This window comes from Streptococcus oralis subsp. oralis, assembly GCF_002096445.1.
Classification (GTDB): domain Bacteria; phylum Bacillota; class Bacilli; order Lactobacillales; family Streptococcaceae; genus Streptococcus; species Streptococcus oralis_N.
Genome location: NZ_NCUK01000013.1, coordinates 657,935 through 675,368, shown reverse-complemented (window position 1 = coordinate 675,368; position 17,434 = coordinate 657,935). Strand labels below are relative to the sequence as shown.

Sequence of the window (17,434 nt, the reverse complement as noted above, 5' to 3'; positions counted from 1 at the left end):
GCCTTAGTCTTTCTCAATCATGCTTTTCGCGATTTTCAAGTCTGTCACAGTTGTGATTTTAAGGTTTGAATATTCCCCTTTAGCTAGAGCAACATCCTTCCCTTTGATAACAAAAATCTTACATGCATCCGTCAGGATTTCCTTTTCTTGATCAGATAGTGAACCATACAAATCCATGAAATCCTTGCATCGGAAGGTTTGAGGTGTTTGACCTTGATAAAGGTGAGCACGATTTGGAATATCCGTGATAAACTGACCATTGGTGCTTTCAACAATGGTATCAACTGCTTCTACTACTGTGTCAACCGCATCATGATTTTGCGCCAGTTTTATATTGTCCTGAATCATGCGAAGTGTGATAAAAGGACGAACAGAGTCGTGGGTAATCACAATATCTTCTGGAGTGATTTGACGATAGGCATCAATAGCTTCAATAATCTTCTCGATACTGGTATTGCGATCAGCCCCACCTTTGGTGATGATGATGCGATCCTTGTGGAGAGAAAGATACTTGTCAACTAGGTCCTCAGCGTGTGACACCCAATCTCCATGAACTCCAACTACAATTTTTTCAATACTTGGTTCCAAAACAAATTTTTCAATTGTGTGGATCAAAATAGGACGATCACCCAACTCCAAGAATTGTTTTGGTAAATTACTGATTCCCATGCGTGTGCCAGTTCCTCCGGCTAGGATTCCTGCATAGATCATTTATATTCTCCTTTAGTTTATTCTAAAAAACTCATTACTATCTATTATATCACAATCTGCCTCCATCATGAAGAAAAGACAGAGCGTCATTTAGTATAATCAACACACCATTTAAGGTAAAAAGTGAACAATGTGTTACTAAATCCAGAAAGACCATAACAAATTAAGAAATAAAAATAGGTTATCCTCTATATTATCCGTCCAACGTTCGGTTAATATAGAGTTCTTTAGAATATAATAGAAACCTTAAAGAAAGCTTAAATGAAATTATTTGTTTAGCAAAGAATACTAGGTGTGCATAGTAAATTTCTTAAAAGTTGTTTGAGAGACTCATTATAAAAGGTTATATATCTCATGAATTAAACAAATAATAGACTTTTGCCCCTAAAATTGATAAAATAAAAAAGAAAAAAATAGAAAAAAGGAAACTGTAAACCGCCATGATGAACATGCAAAAATTGAACATACTGTTTTTAATTTTTGTAAACATCAAAAAGGTTGATTTAAAAGGATTTTAAGTCTTTAGGATTTTTTATCCAACACTACTATTCACGCATCCAAGACAAAATCTTGGCAAAAATACAGTAGCAAAGAGTACACCAAACTACCGCTCATTATGGGCGGTAGTTTTCTTTTCGTCTAAAATAAAGATAAAAAGATAGGTGGTAGCCTTATGCGTTATGGTTATGTACGAGTATCCACTAAGGAGCAAAATATCGATAGACAAATGTCTGCCTTGTCATTAGAAAATATCCCCCAAAATCAAATTTTTATAGATAGGGCCTCTGGAAAAGATTTTAACAGGACGGAATACCAAAAATTGCTAACGGTTCTACAAGCAGATGATGAGCTAGTTATTAAATCAATTGATAGACTCGGACGGAACTACGACGATATTTTAGAACAATGGCAGTTACTCACCAAAACAAAAAAGGTACACATCAGCGTTTTAGATTTTCCACTCCTAAATACTAAAAATACCAGCGATACAATCACTGGTAAACTAATTTCTGATTTGGTTTTACAAGTTCTATCCTATGTGTCGCAAATGGAAAGAGAACAAATCAAGCAAAGACAACTAGAAGGAATTAGAGAAGCTCAAAAAAGGGGTAAACAATTCGGAAGACCGAAGATAAATATTCCAGAAAAATTTTATGAATTAGCCGAAAAACATAGCCAACAAGAAATAACTATTCGTGAAGGAGCAGAAATCTTAGGAGTTTCAAAAAGTACCTTTCATAATTGGCTAAAAAACTATAGTTTTTGTCAAAAAAAGTAGAAAATTTTGGACAACTAATATTCCACAGTTCTTAATTCAAAATAATGAAAAATTTAGTATCTTGATGGATTATATCTTCTTCATTCATTCTATCAATTTTGTCCATAAAAGTCTAAATTATTGGACAAGGGATTTCTTCAAAAATAATAGGAGGTCTCTTTTAATGAAGACAAAATCTAAAATTAAACTTTTTGCTACTGCTACTCTTGCAACCGCAATGATTGGTGCTACAACCATATACGCGGACGCTCAAATCAATCGAGATACTGCAAATGATTCAGTAGAGATTATTTCAGATCCATACAAAACTTATGAAGAAGCTGATAAAGCTCTCAATGACATCAAGGAAAAATATCTCGAAGAGTACGGAAGTTATCGTGCTGGAGTAGTACCAACAGAAGACTTGAAAAATTACGAAGTCTATGCAATCATCAGAAAAGTTTCATTGGATGAGACTTCTGAGAAGACGGTTCAAAACGTAGCTAAAGCCCTATCTAAATCTAAATCCACTGAACCTGTAAAGCCAGTTGAAGAGGTGAAACCTGCTACTCCTACTAAACCTGCGGAAGAAGTCAAACCTGTTACTCCGGCTAAACCTGTAGAAAATATTAAACCTGAAACTCCTACTAAACCTGTGGAAGAGGTGAAACCTGAAACTCCTACTAAACCTGCGGAAGAAGTCAAACCTGTTACTCCGGCTAAACCTGTGGAAGAGGTGAAACCTGAAACTCCGTCTAAACCTGTAGAAGAGGTGAAACCTGAAACTCCGGCTAAACCTGTGGAAGAGGTGAAACCTGAAACTCCGGCTAAACCTGTGGAAGAGGTGAAACCTGAAACTCCAGCTAAACCTGCGGAGGATGTCAAACCCGAAACTCCTACTAAACCTGTAGAAGAGGTTAAACCTGTTACTCCTACTAAACCTGTGGAAGAGGTGAAATCTGAAACGCCTACTAAGCCAGTAGATGAAGGAAAAACTTCTAATGACATCAAGGAAATTACTGGTGAATTTACTGAAATAAAAACAACTTCTACAGGATTAACATTTAAAGCAAAATTATCTGAAGGTGCTCCCCATGCTGGTCCAGATATTCCAAACATTCACGCAACTTTAACAGATAAAGTAACAGGAAAAGAAGTTTCTAAAAGTAGTGTCGTATTAGAAGGACTATCAGAAGAATTAAAAAATCAAACTTTAAATTCTCCTCTATATTACAGTAACTTACTTGAAGGTACTATTTTTGAGCCATCTCTTACCCCGGGAAACTATGTGCTAACAGTTGAAGGAACAACAGGAGCTCCCTACGGACAAAATTCTGATAAAAGAAAACGTCATTTTATTTTTAGAACAGAGGTTACATTAAAAGGAGAGAGTAACTCAACAACAACTACTCAACCTGAAAAACCAAAAGATAGTACTACAAAACCAAAGTCAGACCAGACAACAAACAACAATCAACAGCCAAGCAATGATAAAAATAAACAAAGTACTAACAATAACACTGGCAAGCAGGATAAAAATGAATTAAGCACTAATAAAACTAGTGATACGAAGACAGGCAAACAAAATTCTGATAATACACTATCACAAGAAAAACAACAAACTACTAGCACTTCTACTACTAAACAAGAAGACAACAAAAACAATGACAAGAAGACTTTACCAAATACAGGTGAATCAAGATCTACTCTTGGAATTATCGGTACTGTCCTTTCAATCACTGGACTAGGATTTATCGTAAAACGTAAACGTGGGTAAAGACTGCAAACAACTGTAGAGAACTAACCTACAAACTTAAACAGTTCTAACATTATAAAATTAGCTATGATTAAAAAAACAACTTTATTTACTATTCTTGCTTTAACTAGTTTGACTCTTGTAGCCTGCCACCAAAAGCAAGAAGATACTACTTCAGCCAGTACAGAACAAACGAGTTCCACTAGTACGGAAGCATCCAGCTCCTCTCCTGAGGTGAAGAAAACGGATTATAGTTTATATAACGAGGTAATAGAAAAATATTCTCAACCACAAAATAACCCATCCAAGGATATTAATCCCAAAGCTAACTTAAAAGATGATTCTCCACAAGTATATTCAGATATTGAATACTGCCTATATGATTTTGATAAAAATGGGACGGACGAACTAATCATTGCTCTGAAAATTAAGTCAGGTAAACATGATATTTTAGACATCAGAACGATTCAGATTGATAAAGTTATTCAACTCACTAATGCAGAAAATCATTTAGATTTTATCGGAGAAAAAGTGATTTTTGTCCCTCTTGAAGATGGATATTTTCAACTTTCAAGTGCATCTGGCGGTAAACAATCTCACAAGCTCTATAAACTAAATACAAATACACCTGACTTAGAATTACTCACTGAATCAGATACAGAAACTGGATTAGGAACTAGACCACCACTACTGAACCAAGATACATTTTCTTGGAAATCTGTAACAAATCCAATATCAGGAGAAACAACACCTTCACAAGAAATTAAAGGAATGAATATTTCTTCTATCCAAAACGGCGATTTTTCAAGTATCTCTGGTACATGGCGCAATAGTGCTGGTGTAGAACTTGTATTTGATGAACATGGACTGGTTAGTGATAATTCGCAAGTTTCAATTGAACATGCTAAAGAAATTGACCACTATCTTAAAGCAAGTTTACTTCCTAAAAATGGAGGAGCTGGTGGTTCTGCCCTTGCCTTTTTACCTGCAGGAATTCCTTTGACAACGACTATCACTTCTTCACCTGAAAACGGATATAAGGACCCATCCGATATTAGTCAAGATCGACTATGGACAGGACAACAACTTATAGAAGGAAATAGTTCAGGATTTTTCTATAAGGTTCAATAATTAAATGAACTACTGAACCGCTTTTATGCGGTTCTTTTTGATAAGGAGGAAACCATGGATTTTACTAAATATCTATACGTTATGATAGGGAAACGCCTAAAAAACAAAATCAAAGTTTCATATACCACACAAGCTAAATTCACACGAATAGTCAATGATAAATATCAAACGAAAGGTCCGGAGCACACAATAAACGAACCAACATTATCAAACATTTTACAAGGAAAACTTACAAACAGTAGATTTCTTATGTCTCAAAACAAAATTGAGATTTTCACAGATATGTTCGATATAACACCTGAGGAGCTTATATTTGAATCAGAAAATGAAATTCTAAGTTTTTTTAAATTTTCTCTTTTATTGATTTTATTCAATAACTCTGATTACAATCCATTTATAGATACTCCTACTGATGATATTTTCTTTGAAGATGCAACCCATAAAAGTATTTTTAAAGATTCGTTCATAAAGGAAGAAATTCTTATAAATGTTTCAAACAAGCTACTTATCAACATCATTTCATCATCAAAAACAGATAGAGATTTAGATGCTTTTATAGATGCTTTTAACTATCATTGTAGTGATTATATGGAATTCTTTATTGATTTCAAAAGGCTAATCTTCAATCATACACTACATACAAATTTTTTATTTGAGTATATTTTGAATAGTAAAGAGAATTATCAAACATTTATTAGTTCCTTCAATAATTTTATAGATATAAATTCAGATAAATTTCTTGAATTCTATAAAGAAAAAATCAAGGAAGAGATTCTAAAAGTGTCAAAAAGTAAAAATCGTAATATATTCGCTAGACTCGATAATAATTTTTTTATTGAAGTATTTTCATCTGAACAATTTTTAAATTTACTAGATAAAAGCTTAAATACTGATAATTTCATATTGTTCATAAATAAAGCTAAACAAGCAGTAAATGAAATTGCTTCGTCTTCATCTAACTGTATGTACTATGATAAGGACAAATTAGACAAAGATATAGAAATCCTAAAGAAATTTTATAATGATAACCAAAATAAAAAAATTAAAAATCTAACCGAATTAAATCTAAATATACTAAATTTTATAGATTTAACAATTTTTTTGGAAAATCAACTTATTGAGAAAGATAATGGCACACACTAACATATAAGTACCAATTCATGGCAGTCGCATAAGCGACTGCTTTTTATGTCCCTCATATTATAGTTTTGAAACAATAATTATAGTTTCAAAACTAGTAATGACTTCTATTCTATTGAGGTTTAGAATGAAACTATAAGCGCTTATAAAAAAATAAGAAAGGAAGCAGCAAATCCTAGGTATGCTGATTACTGTACATTATATGTTCATATTTAAAAATAAATCTGGCTATTCTAGCCAACTATTTCAAGAAATTTTCGGAAACGAAAAAACTGCAATTGTATTATCACCCGAACCAATTATTCGAATGAAATACGTTGATAATAAACCGACAGACGAAATTGATTCGTATCGTTATTGGTTCGTCATTAAAGGAGAACAGCCTTTTGAGGTTAAATTCTCAGCTCAACAAACAATCGAACAATTTGACGAGGTCGAATTGCATGGTGCAGAGGCCTGCAATGTCAAAGGGAACATCTATTTCCGAGCCAACTCAGTAACAGTATTAAATAAAGGAGGTAAATAACCAATGGCATTTCCGTTTATTCAATCAGAAAATAAACGGGAGTTTGTAGTTGATACTGAATACTTGGTTCAGTGTGTAGAAATAGGGTTGCAAAACAGCTCTATTTCTTCAACTACTAATTCCTTCCAATTCATCTATGGTGACAATTATCTAGACTTTGTACCTCGTTTTCCTTGTGCATATATTTTGGATAATACTCTATACCAACAGATTTTTCAAATTTTGTCCACAAGTGCTTATCCTTTGTTGACATTTCTAAAACAGCCTTCTGCCTATATCGTCAAACGTGATAGTGCGAGTATTAACACTAGTCGTGCTTTTAGGTTTCCATTCTTTAAGGGAATACCTGAACGGTTGACGTATCAAAATCTATCCGACGTCTCTGTTAAAAACGAGAGTTTTGAACTCATGAAAAACTATCGAATTGATTTTAATCGCATCGTTCATTGCTTGATTGCTGGTTCTTCTGGTTCTGGAAAGAGCTACGCTTTGACCTTCCTCATCTCAGTTATTAATCAATTTGCTCATGTAACAGTTGTAGACCCTAAATGCGATTCTATCTCTCGATACTGCTTAAAACAGAACATACCTGTACTTTATCAAGAGAGAGACTTCTCAGCGGATGAGTTTTTGTCTAAGGTGAACACCCTGCTAAAAGTAGAACTAGATACTATCTATCAAAGACAAGCAGAGCTTCTTGAAAATCAGTCTAAGAAATTTCAACATCGTTGTCTTGTGATTGATGAATTGCTTGCTTTAACATCTTTGGTTTCCAAAAATGTTAAAGAGACCTTTTTTGCACTATTATCCAATATTGCACTACTTGGACGAGCAACGTCTGTTCATCTAATCCTAGTTAGTCAGCGGATGGACACAAACGCTTTACCGATTGCCGTTAGAGAGCAGTGTAATTTCTTGATACAACTCGGGTTAATCAACAGAAAAACGACAACGTTTTTATTCCCAGACTTGGATTCAGAGACAGGAATTGTCATTCCTAACGGAAAAGGAACTGGTATTGTTCAAGTTATTGACGGTATAACAGCACCTAATGTTATGCCATTGCTAGTACCAACATTTAAAGGAGAAAATATATGAAAAACATTAACAATAGAATTATAAGAAATAGCACTGTCATTACCGATAAACTCTACTACATACTGCCTTTAGAGTTACTCTTGAGCTTTCTGTGGAGTTTATCTCTAGCCGGTATATGGTTTGTTAACCAAGTTAGCACCATTATCCCTTGGGACGTTTGGAGCCAAATTTTAGATAATTTTCAAATAGCACAATCTATACTACTTAAAGCAATGATTATCGTTCTTATCATCTATCTTTTAGCGCATATCCTTCTTTGCATCGTATGGATAAAAGAAGATAAGTTTTTGAACTTTTTCCAAACAGTAGATCTATTAAGGAGAGTACGAAAACAAATGAAAGCCAGCGAAAGCGATAGTGAGATTGTAAAAGAGTACAAAACTATTATTCAATCTATCAGATGTACTATAACTCATGAATATATCCTAGTTATTATACCATGGGCGGAAAACTCAGATATTGATACAATTTTACAAAAAAAATTACTTTTTTTGTACGACTATCTTACAAGAGACTATCGTGAAATATATACATTCTCTCCCAAAGATAGTACTTCACTTAATCATATAATACAAGGAGAGAGAAAGAAGGAGAGAGAAAGCATAATTGATTAAAATACCAGCGGAGCTTGCCGTAAGGCAAGAGCTCCAAGCTGGTTTTGTTTCAATTCATTTGAGAGCTTTATTATACTGCTTCAGGGCTTGTTATTGAAGCAGTATAGTTTTGTTCCATTGTTCCAAAAAAGAGAGGAGTCAAAAATGGTAAAAGCCAGAAATATTATGTTTGTTCAACAGATTGAGTATTTCCAATCTTCAAATTTACAAGATATCATCGAGTATATGACGAACATTCTAAAACCGATTCGTTTTGCAGGAATTTTACATGATAAGGATATTGGGCAAGATGGAAACCTTGTCGCACCACATATACACCTTGTTCTACAGTTTGAAAGTGCTAGAAGTTTAAATAATCTTGCTAAGTTGACTAAACAACCAATACAGTGCTTTGAGCAATGGAGAGGCTCTGTTAACAATGCTTATTCATATCTCGTTCATCATACGGAGTCCAATCAAGATAAATACCAATATTCTCCAAAGGAAGTTATTGCTAATTTTGACTATTTACTCCTATTAGACACTATCGAAAAAAATGTAACCAAACGATATGAAATAAATGACACTATGATTATAGATAATCTACTGGATCTACTTTATACTGGTGATATTACAAAATCAGAAATTGAACAACGACTTACTGGTTCACAATATGCCAAAGCAAGGCAAAAAATAGAAACCGTCTATTTAAAACGACTAGAAACACAAGCCGAACTATGGCGACAAGAAATGATTGACAAGAATGAAATTGTTACAATTATTTGGCTTTTTGGAAAAGCGGGAACAGGGAAGACTCGTCTAGCACGTCAATACGCAGAACAGTATGACCTTAACTATTTTATTACGGGCTCAATCCGTGACCCTTTTCAACAATACAATTTAGAACACGTGATTATCTTAGACGAATTACGCCCCCATCAATTTGACTACTCAGACTTACTCAAAATGTTTGACCCTTACAATGTTAAAGCGATGGCAAGTAGTCGTTATTTTGATAAACCGTTACTAGCCAATATTTATATCATCACTAGCCCCTACTCCCCCTACGATTTCTTTTTAGAATTAACTAAGAAAAGAAAAACAAGTCATATCGATTCTTGGGGCCAGCTAATGCGAAGATTATCCTTGGTAGTCGAAGTCAAAAAAGAATATCTGCAATTTTACAAGTACGAACCAATAGACCAGATGTTTTATATAGACCATGGCAATAAATTACCAAACCCATTTAAAAATCAAACTGATATAGAAGAAACTATTCAAGACAAGTCGTACCAGTTATTTTTAGAATTAAATAAGAAAAAGGAAAGGAATGAATAAATGCAAGAAATTCAAACAGTTACTTACATAGATATCGCAAATCAAGGATATCCAGAAGGCACGGCTAGACGTGTTATACGAGAGGGTAAAAAATTACTTGTCGAAAGAGGTTTCAAACTTTATAAAAACAAAAGGATTGGAAGAATACCAAAGACTATTGCCGAAGAAATTCTTGGATTCAAAATCATCTCAAAACATGATATAATAGATACTGTACTCTTAGCTACTGACATAGAAAGAGGAAAATGATATGTCAGTTCTCAAAGGATACAAGGGAAAATGGAAAGTAGATATTACCGATGGAATAGACCCATTGACTGGTGAAATCAAACGACATAGAAAGTCAGGATTTACCACTCGTAAAGAAGCTGTTCAATATGAGGCAGATTATCGCTTAAACAAACTTCGTCAAGTTCAGATTAAAGATAAAATATCTGTCTCTCACCTTTACTCTTTAGTTCAACAAGAAGATGAACTCCGTGGGAATAAACGTGCTACCATTGATACACAGATATCCTACTATAACCAATATGTCTCTAAGTTTTTTGAGCATGCAGATATGTCTGCCATTACTATCCATGAAGTAAAAAAATTTAGAGATTGGTTGGTAAAACAACCAAGTGTTAAAGGTGGAACACTATCAAGTACGACTGTTAATCAGCAAATGATTTTTCTGCATAAAATGTTTGATGTTGCTGTTGCTAATCGTCTTAGACAAGATAATCCATGCAATGGACTAAGAAAACTTCCTGATAAACACAAGGAGATGTCTTATTTCACTCCTGAAGAATTCAAGCAATTTGATTCTCTGTTCACAAAAGATGAATACATGTTTCAGCTATTTTATCGAGTGCTAATGTTTACAGGTGTTCGAGTCGGCGAAGCATTGGCCTTAACTTGGAAACAGATTAATTTATCAGAGGGTTATATCGATATTAAGTATTCTGCTTACTTTCGTAATAACAAGGTCCATATCGGAACAGTAAAAACTACCCAATCTAATCGTCGAATTTACATTCATAAGGCATTCGTTCAAGAACTAACGGAATGGAAAGAAAAACAAGCTCACCTATTAGCTGAGTTTACGGACAATACAGAAGATTTACAAATCTTTCAAGACAGTCCTTTTCAACTTACTGCTCCAATGGTTTCTAATCAAAAGATTAAATTGAAAAAAAGAATGCCTGCATCATTAAAAATGATTCGTAATCACGATTTCCGACATTCACATGCAGCGTTTCTAGTTTCAAAAGGACTCAGAAACGGTGAGGGAAAAGATTATATATTTTTTACACTTATGAAACGACTCGGACATAGTAGCATTAATACAACTATCAACATCTACTCGCATTTATTCCCAACTCAACAAAAAGAAGTCGCCAATGCTTTTGACAACTTCTAGGGCAAAAAATGGCAAAAAAATTTATTAAACAAGGCTCAAAGCCTTGATACGAAAGGAATCGTAAAAATCTTATGATGAACATGCAAAACATGATGCGCCAAGCACAAAAACTTCAAAAACAAATGGAACAAAGCCAAGCAGAACTCGCTGCCATGGAATTTGTTGGAAAATCTGCTCAAGACCTTGTCCAAGCGACCTTAACTGGTGACAAAAAAGTTGTCAACATTGACTTCAACCCAGCAGTTGTAGATCCAGAAGATCTCGAAACACTTTCAGATATGACTGTTCAAGCAGTTAACGCTGCTCTTGAACAAATTGATGAAACGACTAAGAAGAAACTAGGAGCTTTCGCTGGAAAATTGCCTTTCTAATCCACAAAAAAAGAGAAACAGATGTTTCTCTTTTTTTCTTAGAAATCAAAGAATTCCATTGCTTTCTTTAAGAGTAATTCCGTATATTCCGGATCGTCTTGAGCCATTGTGACTTGTGACTGGACCATTTCAAGATCATCAGTAATCATGCCATCTGCGCCGAGACGAACTGCTTTATCAAATGCCTCCGAACCATTTACGGTCCAAACATAGAGCCTCTGATCGGTTGTCCAGAGTTTATTGACAAAGTATTCATCCAAAGTCGAGTACTCCATAGTGTAACCCGTTGCCTTGGTTCTTGGGAAGATACTGTTATAGGGAAGAATAAAGTAAACTGGAATTTCAGAATCATAAGTCAACACTTTATCAATCACATGATAGTCTAGTGATTGCATCTGGTGTCCATATTTCTTGATAGTCACTCCATACTTTTCGAGGAAATGGTCCATCATTTGCGGACTATCTTTTTTACTGGTCTTAATCTCAATCAGCAATTTTTGATTTAAAGCATTTGCACGCTCTAAATAGGCATCAAAGCTTGAAATCTTTGTTTGATAACCATTCTCGTAAATATCTGTATTTGTTAATTCATCCAGAGTCAAATCTTGCGGTGTAGCATTAATACCTGTTAAATTTTTGAGGTTGGCATCGTGCATCATCACGAACTGACCGTCTTTCGTTTCCTGCACATCCATTTCAATGAGATCTGGTTTTAGTTGAGCTGTTTTTTCTAAAGACTGCACAGTATTTTGAACACCGTTTTTATTACTTACTCCTCTGTGCGAAATCACTAAAGGTGTATTGGTATCTGGAGATTCCAGATAAACGTAGCCTTCTATGGCAAAAATGATGCTTGCACACCCCATGACACCCCATCTCATCAGATGATCTTTCTTTCGCCTTGGCATAATCTCTAGCTCTTCTCCTGTAAGGAAGGAAACAAACTTCACTAGGAAATAAGTCAGGGTCATGTAATGGAAATTTTTAATCAAGACAAAATTAATCACACCGAGAATCAAGGACTCTTTTTGAGTTAGATTATCTATCACTGCTTGCGCAAAAAGCAAGGGAATTAACAAACCAAAGAAGAAGAGATACGTTTTAATGATAATGAGTAGGAGATGCCAAGAGAAGAAAAGGACGTTTTTCTTCGTCTTTTGGAGACTATATTTCACACTTTCTCTTACTGTCTTTCTTTCAAAGAGAATCTTAGGAAGGGCAAACATGAAGCGAACAGAAATGTAGAGAAAGATCCAAGCAGATGCTATGATTAACAGCCCTACCAGCCAGTTCTTATCTTCTAGGTATGTAACGATAAAATCAGGGATAATAATTTTGTTGAGATAGTAGATTTTTAAAATTTTCCTAATAAAAGGAAAAAGCAGAGCTACATAAAAGAAGACAAAGGCCATCTTACAAAAGCTCAATCGTTTGACAAATAGAAAGCTCTGGTGAAAGACTTTTCGACTATATTCAATCAGGGTTCTCTTTTCATGATAAAGAAGGTGACGCGCCCCGATAAACAAAAGACAGATTTGAAAATAAGCCACTAAAAGATTGATTGCTATTAAAATGAGAAAGGCTAAACTGACAAAAGGCGAGCCTTGTATAATCGCCCAAAAGTTATTGTAGGAGATAAACAAGTAACCTGTTTGTCTCAGAAGGATGCCAGCTATCCATGAATTCAATGGTAACCAAACAAACTCTACCATCATGAAAATCAAGAAAAATAGAAATAGTATTTTATCTAGGTTATAGTAAATTTTCCTAAAACCTAGCTTTTTAGGTTTTTCAGGTTTCATAGGCACTCCTAATCTAAAAATTGAGATAAGTCTAAGCTATTAAAGGGATTCATAGAAAAACTACTCTGGTCTTCTATTAATAGCTTTCCTTCATCTGATTCCAAAAAAGCTTCGTAAACACGCGCCGTCATGCGGGCGTCTTCTAAACTGTTATGAGACTTCCCGTGAAAGCCTAAAAAATTCGCTACAGTTTGTAATTTAAGATTGGCTATGCCGTGTAGGTCAGAACTACGGCGTTCAAAAGCCTCCTCATATAGATCAACCTTATACTGGTCACGATAATCAATACCATGCTCCAAGAGAATAGGCAAATCACTCTTAGCTGCATTGTAACCAACGATAGGTATGTCGCCAACGAATTCTTGAAAGTCCTTTAAAACTTGTTCTACTTTTGGAGCATCTTTCAAGGTTTCAGCTGTGATTCCAGTCAAACCATTGATAAAACTCTTCAATGGTGCTGTAGTATGAACATAAGAATCAAAAGCAGCACTTTCTTGTCCATCTTGAAAGCGGACTGCCGATACTTGAATTAAATGGGTAACCCCCTCGTGTTGATTGAATTCCAAATCAAAGGCGATATAATCTCTTAATTTTTCCATTATTTACCTCAATTACTACCCAAAATAAACTATAAATAATAAAAGAAGCCATTAGGTTAGTGAGTAACCCAAACAGCTTCTTTATTTTCCTCCAAAAAGGCGAGTAAAAAAGCCTTTTTTGGTTGCTTGGACTTCTTCTTTTGCTTGGTCCAACTCGAGTTTCAAGGTTTCTTGATCCTTCATCGCTTGAAGAGTTAACTGTTGCTGTTGGTCCAACTGTTTGTCCTTTTCAGCAATCTGTCGGTCTTTGATACGCATCTGTTCATCTTTTTCTGATAACTGGCGGTCTTTTGCCTTGAGCTGCTCGTACAAACGAAGAATTTCAGCATTTTTCTCATCGACCAAGATTTCCATCAGTTCACGTTGTTTAACATCATCACTGACTGGTTCATCTTCAAAAATCGTTTTTTTATAGATTTCTTCTAGCTTGATCAAGCCACTTCGAGTAACTACAGTTACACCTTTGTCATTTTTTTTCGTGTCCTCTTCTGGAAGTTCTTTGACACGATTGTTGATTGCTTGACGAGATAGTCCTAAGACCTCTGCAATCTCACTGACGGTCATTTCAATACTCATAATATCCTCTGAAACGTTTTCTAGCTTTTCTTTATTTAAATCTTATCATAAGCTAGATAAACTGTCAAATTTCCGCTTAATCCAAGGCCTTTAAAAAGGCTAGTAAGACTTGGGCAGAACGACGTCCAGCTTCGATAATAAATTCATCAAAAGAAATAGAGGCTTCGTGATTGGCATTGTCACTCATGGCACGAATGACTAGGAAAGGTAGACCAAGAGCCTGAGCCGCTTGTGCAATAGCAGCCCCTTCCATTTCAACTGCTAAAACATCCGGAAAGTGGGATTTGATACTAGCAATCTTATCATCTCCAGCTATAAAACTGTCTCCTGTAGCAATCAAGCCTAGGTGCCAGGTCTGTTCTAACTGAGATAAGTTTTCTTTAATCCTATCGATAAATTTCTTAGCTGATTCAAAGTAAAGAGGTTGACCAGCCATTTGGCCATAAGCATAACCAAAAGCAGTCACATCCACATCATGGTAAGCTAGTCTATCTGCAATCACGACATCACCAACAGCAATCCCTTCAGCAAGAGCACCTGCTGATCCTGTATTGATGATAGCTTCTACTTGGAAGTGGTTAGCTAACACTGCTACACTCATAGCCGACATGACCTTTCCAATCCCACTCTGAACTAGAACGACTTCTGTATTGCCAACAGAGCCAGTGTAGTAAGTATTTCCTAAGACTTGGACTTCTTTAGGTTTGTCCAAATTCTGAGTCAAATATACGAGTTCTTCTGGCATGGCAGCAATGATTCCAATTTTCATTTCAAGTCCTTTCAATTACAAGAGTTTCATCGCTAAAATTAACAAAATCAAAAGTAGGATGACTGCAAACAAGATACGATTGAGTTTCGAATTAAAAACATTTCTCTTGGTATTCTCAATACGACGGCTCTTATGAATCGTTGGTTCTACTTCGATTGTAAGTGTATCTTGACTAAAACCGTGGTCTCTAGAACGTGAATAACCAAAATGTTGTGAAGATGTTGGCAGGATTTTGGTTTCCTCCTCATCTTGAAGAGGTGGTCCTGAGATTTTCTCACCTCGGTTGGCACGTTCAATCATTTCGTCTGTTAATAAAGGTTTTCCCATGGGTTTCTCCTCTATTTCTTTTGTAGTTCCCAGTACTGGATCGCCATAATAGTCTTGGCATCACAGATATGACCTGACTGGATCAGGTTCTTGGCTTCCTCTAGGCTTACTTCTAAAACTTCCAAGGTTTCATCATCATCTTGTGGGCGAGGATTTTCCACCTTGACCAAATCACTAGCGAGGTAGAGTTTTAGTTTTTCATTACAAAATCCAATCGCAGAATAGAAATCGTACAACAGTTCTAACTTAGCTGTGTAGGCAACTTCTTCTTCCAATTCACGAAGGGCCGCCGCCATTGGATCAGCATTTTCACCAAGTTCAAGTTTACCAGCAGGAATCTCATAAGAAACCGCCTCAATAGCTTTTCGGTATTGCTTAACGAGAACGATTTTGTCTTCAGCTGTCACAGCTAGTACACAAACAGCTCCATTGTGAAAAATCAAGTCACGTTGGGCAGTCCCCTTTCCTTCTGGTAGTTCCACCTGGTCTTGTACTAGTTTGAAAATAGGACCTTGATAGATTTCCTTCCGACTAATCGTTTTTTCTTCAAATTCCATGACAAACTCCTACTGGTTCTTTGGATGATGAGGGAGGCGAGTCGCATATTCATCTTTGTTGACCTGACGTCCACGGCCGATAGCAATGGCATCAGCAGGAACATTCTTGGTAATGGTTGATCCCGCTCCAACCAGAGAATTATCCCCAAGTTCTACAGGAGCAATAATAGTTGAGTTTGAGCCAACAAAGACATTATTGCCAATGACAGTTTTGTATTTATTTTTGCCATCGTAGTTGACTGTAATAGTTCCTGCACCGAAATTAACGTTGCTACCCACTTCACAGTTTCCAATATAAGTCAAATGACCCGCCTTGGTATTTTCACCGATTGAAGATCCTTTTACTTCAACAAAATTTCCAATGTGAACTTGAGCAGCCAGACTTGAACCTGGACGAATATGGGCATACGGGCCAACAGTCACGCCGTCTGCAACTGTACTTTCCTCAATCATAGAGTTGGTAATCACAGCTCCAGCTCCGATAGTGCTATCCACTACGTAAGTACCGTTTGTCAAAACAGTCTCAGCACCAATCTTCGTTTGACCTTTCAAGGTAACATTAGCTTCGATTTGGACTTCGGGAGCAATCTCAACATCAATGTCGATGTAAGTTGCTTCCGGATTGACAAAACTAACACCATTAACCATATGCTTTTGGTTGATACGGCGACGCATCACTGCTTCTGCAGTCGCAAGAGCTACACGGTCATTTACGCCAAGACTTTCATCAAAATCCTTGAGAGTATAGGCCCCAACCTTTTCACCCGCATTACGGAAAATACCAATCACGTCAGTAATATAGTACTCACCTTGGGCATTGTTGGTGTTGATGTTTTTAAGGGCTTCAAAAAGACGCTCATTGTCAAATACATAAGTTCCTGTATTGATTTCCTTAATTTGCTTTTCAAAGTCTGTGGCATCTTTCTGCTCAACAATACGAAGAACTTCAGCATTATCGTTACGGACGATACGACCGTATCCGAAAGGATTTGCCGCTTCAGCTGTTAGAATCGTCGCAACATTTTTGTGGTTGATATGGAAATCCAAGAGGTTTTTCAAACTTTCACCTGTAATCAGAGGAGTATCCCCAGCGATAACCAAAGTATGACCAGAGCAATTTTGCAAAATTGGCTCTGCCATCATGACAGCATGCCCAGTTCCTAGTTGTTCTGTTTGGGTAACAAAGTCTGTCTGACCGGCTAATACTTGCTCAACTAGCTCTGCCTTGTGACCAACTACAGTAACTGTTTTTTCAGGTTGAATAGCACCAACACTACGAAAAACATGTTCCAACATCGAAATTCCAGCTACTTTGTGAAGTACCTTTGGAAGATCTGATTTCATGCGAGTACCTTTTCCCGCTGCTAAAATAATGGCATAATTTGACATAATCTTCTCTTTTCTCTAGAAATTCCCTTATATTATACCATAATTTAGTTTCTTAGGAGTAAACAAACAGAGAAATAGGGAAAAGACGCCC

19 protein-coding genes are annotated in these 17,434 nt (G+C 35.9%); 11 read left to right on the top strand and 8 right to left on the bottom strand.

Annotated features, from left to right (window positions below; translation table 11 throughout):
• Positions 1 to 3 precede the first annotated feature (3 nt).
• Entirely contained in the window at positions 4 to 711 is a 708-nt protein-coding gene (locus B7721_RS06660) for an IspD/TarI family cytidylyltransferase (RefSeq protein ID WP_084878169.1), read from the bottom strand.
• Positions 712 to 1,384: 673 nt separating this feature from the next.
• Between B7721_RS06660 and B7721_RS06655 the strand changes: the two genes are divergently transcribed.
• The 11 genes from B7721_RS06655 (at position 1,385) to B7721_RS06605 (ending at position 11,324) form a co-directional block, all read left to right on the top strand.
• The gene (locus B7721_RS06655; protein WP_084878167.1) at positions 1,385 to 1,990 is read left to right on the top strand and encodes a recombinase family protein; all 606 of its coding nucleotides are present in this window, start codon (positions 1,385 to 1,387) and stop codon (positions 1,988 to 1,990) included.
• Between the two features lie 163 nt (positions 1,991 to 2,153).
• Positions 2,154 to 3,746 carry an LPXTG cell wall anchor domain-containing protein gene (locus B7721_RS06650; protein WP_158085835.1) on the top strand — a complete coding sequence of 531 codons (1,593 nt, stop codon included), beginning with the start codon at positions 2,154 to 2,156 and terminating at the stop codon, positions 3,744 to 3,746.
• A 66-nt stretch (positions 3,747 to 3,812) separates the two neighbouring features.
• Positions 3,813 to 4,856 (top strand): DUF6287 domain-containing protein, encoded by a 1,044-nt coding sequence (locus B7721_RS06645; RefSeq protein WP_084878163.1) that lies wholly within the window; start codon positions 3,813 to 3,815, stop codon positions 4,854 to 4,856.
• Positions 4,857 to 4,910: 54 nt separating this feature from the next.
• Positions 4,911 to 5,999 (top strand): hypothetical protein, encoded by a 1,089-nt coding sequence (locus tag B7721_RS06640; protein ID WP_084878161.1) that lies wholly within the window; start codon positions 4,911 to 4,913, stop codon positions 5,997 to 5,999.
• Positions 6,000 to 6,303: 304 nt separating this feature from the next.
• Entirely contained in the window at positions 6,304 to 6,522 is a 219-nt protein-coding gene (locus B7721_RS06635) for a hypothetical protein (protein ID WP_239823805.1), read from the top strand.
• A gap of 3 nt (positions 6,523 to 6,525) precedes the next feature.
• The gene (locus B7721_RS06630; RefSeq protein WP_084878159.1) at positions 6,526 to 7,620 is read left to right on the top strand and encodes a P-loop NTPase family protein; all 1,095 of its coding nucleotides are present in this window, start codon (positions 6,526 to 6,528) and stop codon (positions 7,618 to 7,620) included.
• Positions 7,617 to 8,234, top strand: coding sequence for a hypothetical protein (locus B7721_RS06625; RefSeq protein ID WP_084878157.1), 618 nt, complete (start codon positions 7,617 to 7,619; stop codon positions 8,232 to 8,234). The genes B7721_RS06630 and B7721_RS06625 overlap by 4 nt, the downstream gene beginning before the upstream one ends.
• A 144-nt stretch (positions 8,235 to 8,378) precedes the next feature.
• A complete protein-coding gene (locus B7721_RS06620; protein WP_084878155.1) occupies positions 8,379 to 9,551 on the top strand; it encodes a Rep family protein in 1,173 nt (390 codons plus the stop codon).
• The gene (locus B7721_RS06615; protein ID WP_084878153.1) at positions 9,552 to 9,800 is read left to right on the top strand and encodes a DUF3173 family protein; all 249 of its coding nucleotides are present in this window, start codon (positions 9,552 to 9,554) and stop codon (positions 9,798 to 9,800) included.
• Position 9,801: 1 nt separating this feature from the next.
• On the top strand, positions 9,802 to 10,953 hold the full coding sequence (locus B7721_RS06610; RefSeq protein WP_084878151.1) for a site-specific integrase: 1,152 nt from the start codon (positions 9,802 to 9,804) through the stop codon (positions 10,951 to 10,953).
• A 71-nt stretch (positions 10,954 to 11,024) separates the two neighbouring features.
• Positions 11,025 to 11,324, top strand: a complete 300-nt coding sequence (locus tag B7721_RS06605; RefSeq protein ID WP_084878149.1) for a YbaB/EbfC family nucleoid-associated protein — start codon at positions 11,025 to 11,027, stop codon at positions 11,322 to 11,324.
• 38 nt (positions 11,325 to 11,362) lie between these two features.
• Here B7721_RS06605 and B7721_RS06600 read toward each other — a convergent pair whose 3' ends face one another.
• The 7 genes from B7721_RS06600 to glmU form a co-directional block, all read right to left on the bottom strand.
• Positions 11,363 to 13,126 carry a glycerophosphoryl diester phosphodiesterase membrane domain-containing protein gene (locus B7721_RS06600; RefSeq protein WP_084878147.1) on the bottom strand — a complete coding sequence of 588 codons (1,764 nt, stop codon included), beginning with the start codon at positions 13,124 to 13,126 and terminating at the stop codon, positions 11,363 to 11,365.
• An 8-nt stretch (positions 13,127 to 13,134) separates the two neighbouring features.
• The gene (locus B7721_RS06595) at positions 13,135 to 13,725 is read right to left on the bottom strand and encodes a 3'-5' exonuclease (RefSeq protein WP_084878145.1); all 591 of its coding nucleotides are present in this window, start codon (positions 13,723 to 13,725) and stop codon (positions 13,135 to 13,137) included.
• 81 nt (positions 13,726 to 13,806) lie between these two features.
• A complete protein-coding gene (rocS, locus tag B7721_RS06590; protein WP_000021253.1) occupies positions 13,807 to 14,301 on the bottom strand; it encodes a chromosome segregation protein RocS in 495 nt (164 codons plus the stop codon).
• Between the two features lie 76 nt (positions 14,302 to 14,377).
• A complete protein-coding gene (locus tag B7721_RS06585; protein WP_084878143.1) occupies positions 14,378 to 15,070 on the bottom strand; it encodes a 5'-methylthioadenosine/adenosylhomocysteine nucleosidase in 693 nt (230 codons plus the stop codon).
• Between the two features lie 15 nt (positions 15,071 to 15,085).
• Positions 15,086 to 15,397, bottom strand: a complete 312-nt coding sequence (macP, locus tag B7721_RS06580; protein WP_071850913.1) for a cell wall synthase accessory phosphoprotein MacP — start codon at positions 15,395 to 15,397, stop codon at positions 15,086 to 15,088.
• Positions 15,398 to 15,408: 11 nt separating this feature from the next.
• Positions 15,409 to 15,954: an NUDIX hydrolase gene (locus B7721_RS06575; protein WP_000393795.1), complete on the bottom strand. Its 546-nt coding sequence runs from the start codon at positions 15,952 to 15,954 to the stop codon at positions 15,409 to 15,411.
• Positions 15,955 to 15,963: 9 nt separating this feature from the next.
• Positions 15,964 to 17,343 (bottom strand): bifunctional UDP-N-acetylglucosamine diphosphorylase/glucosamine-1-phosphate N-acetyltransferase GlmU, encoded by a 1,380-nt coding sequence (glmU, locus tag B7721_RS06570; RefSeq protein WP_070800288.1) that lies wholly within the window; start codon positions 17,341 to 17,343, stop codon positions 15,964 to 15,966.
• Positions 17,344 to 17,434 lie beyond the last annotated feature (91 nt).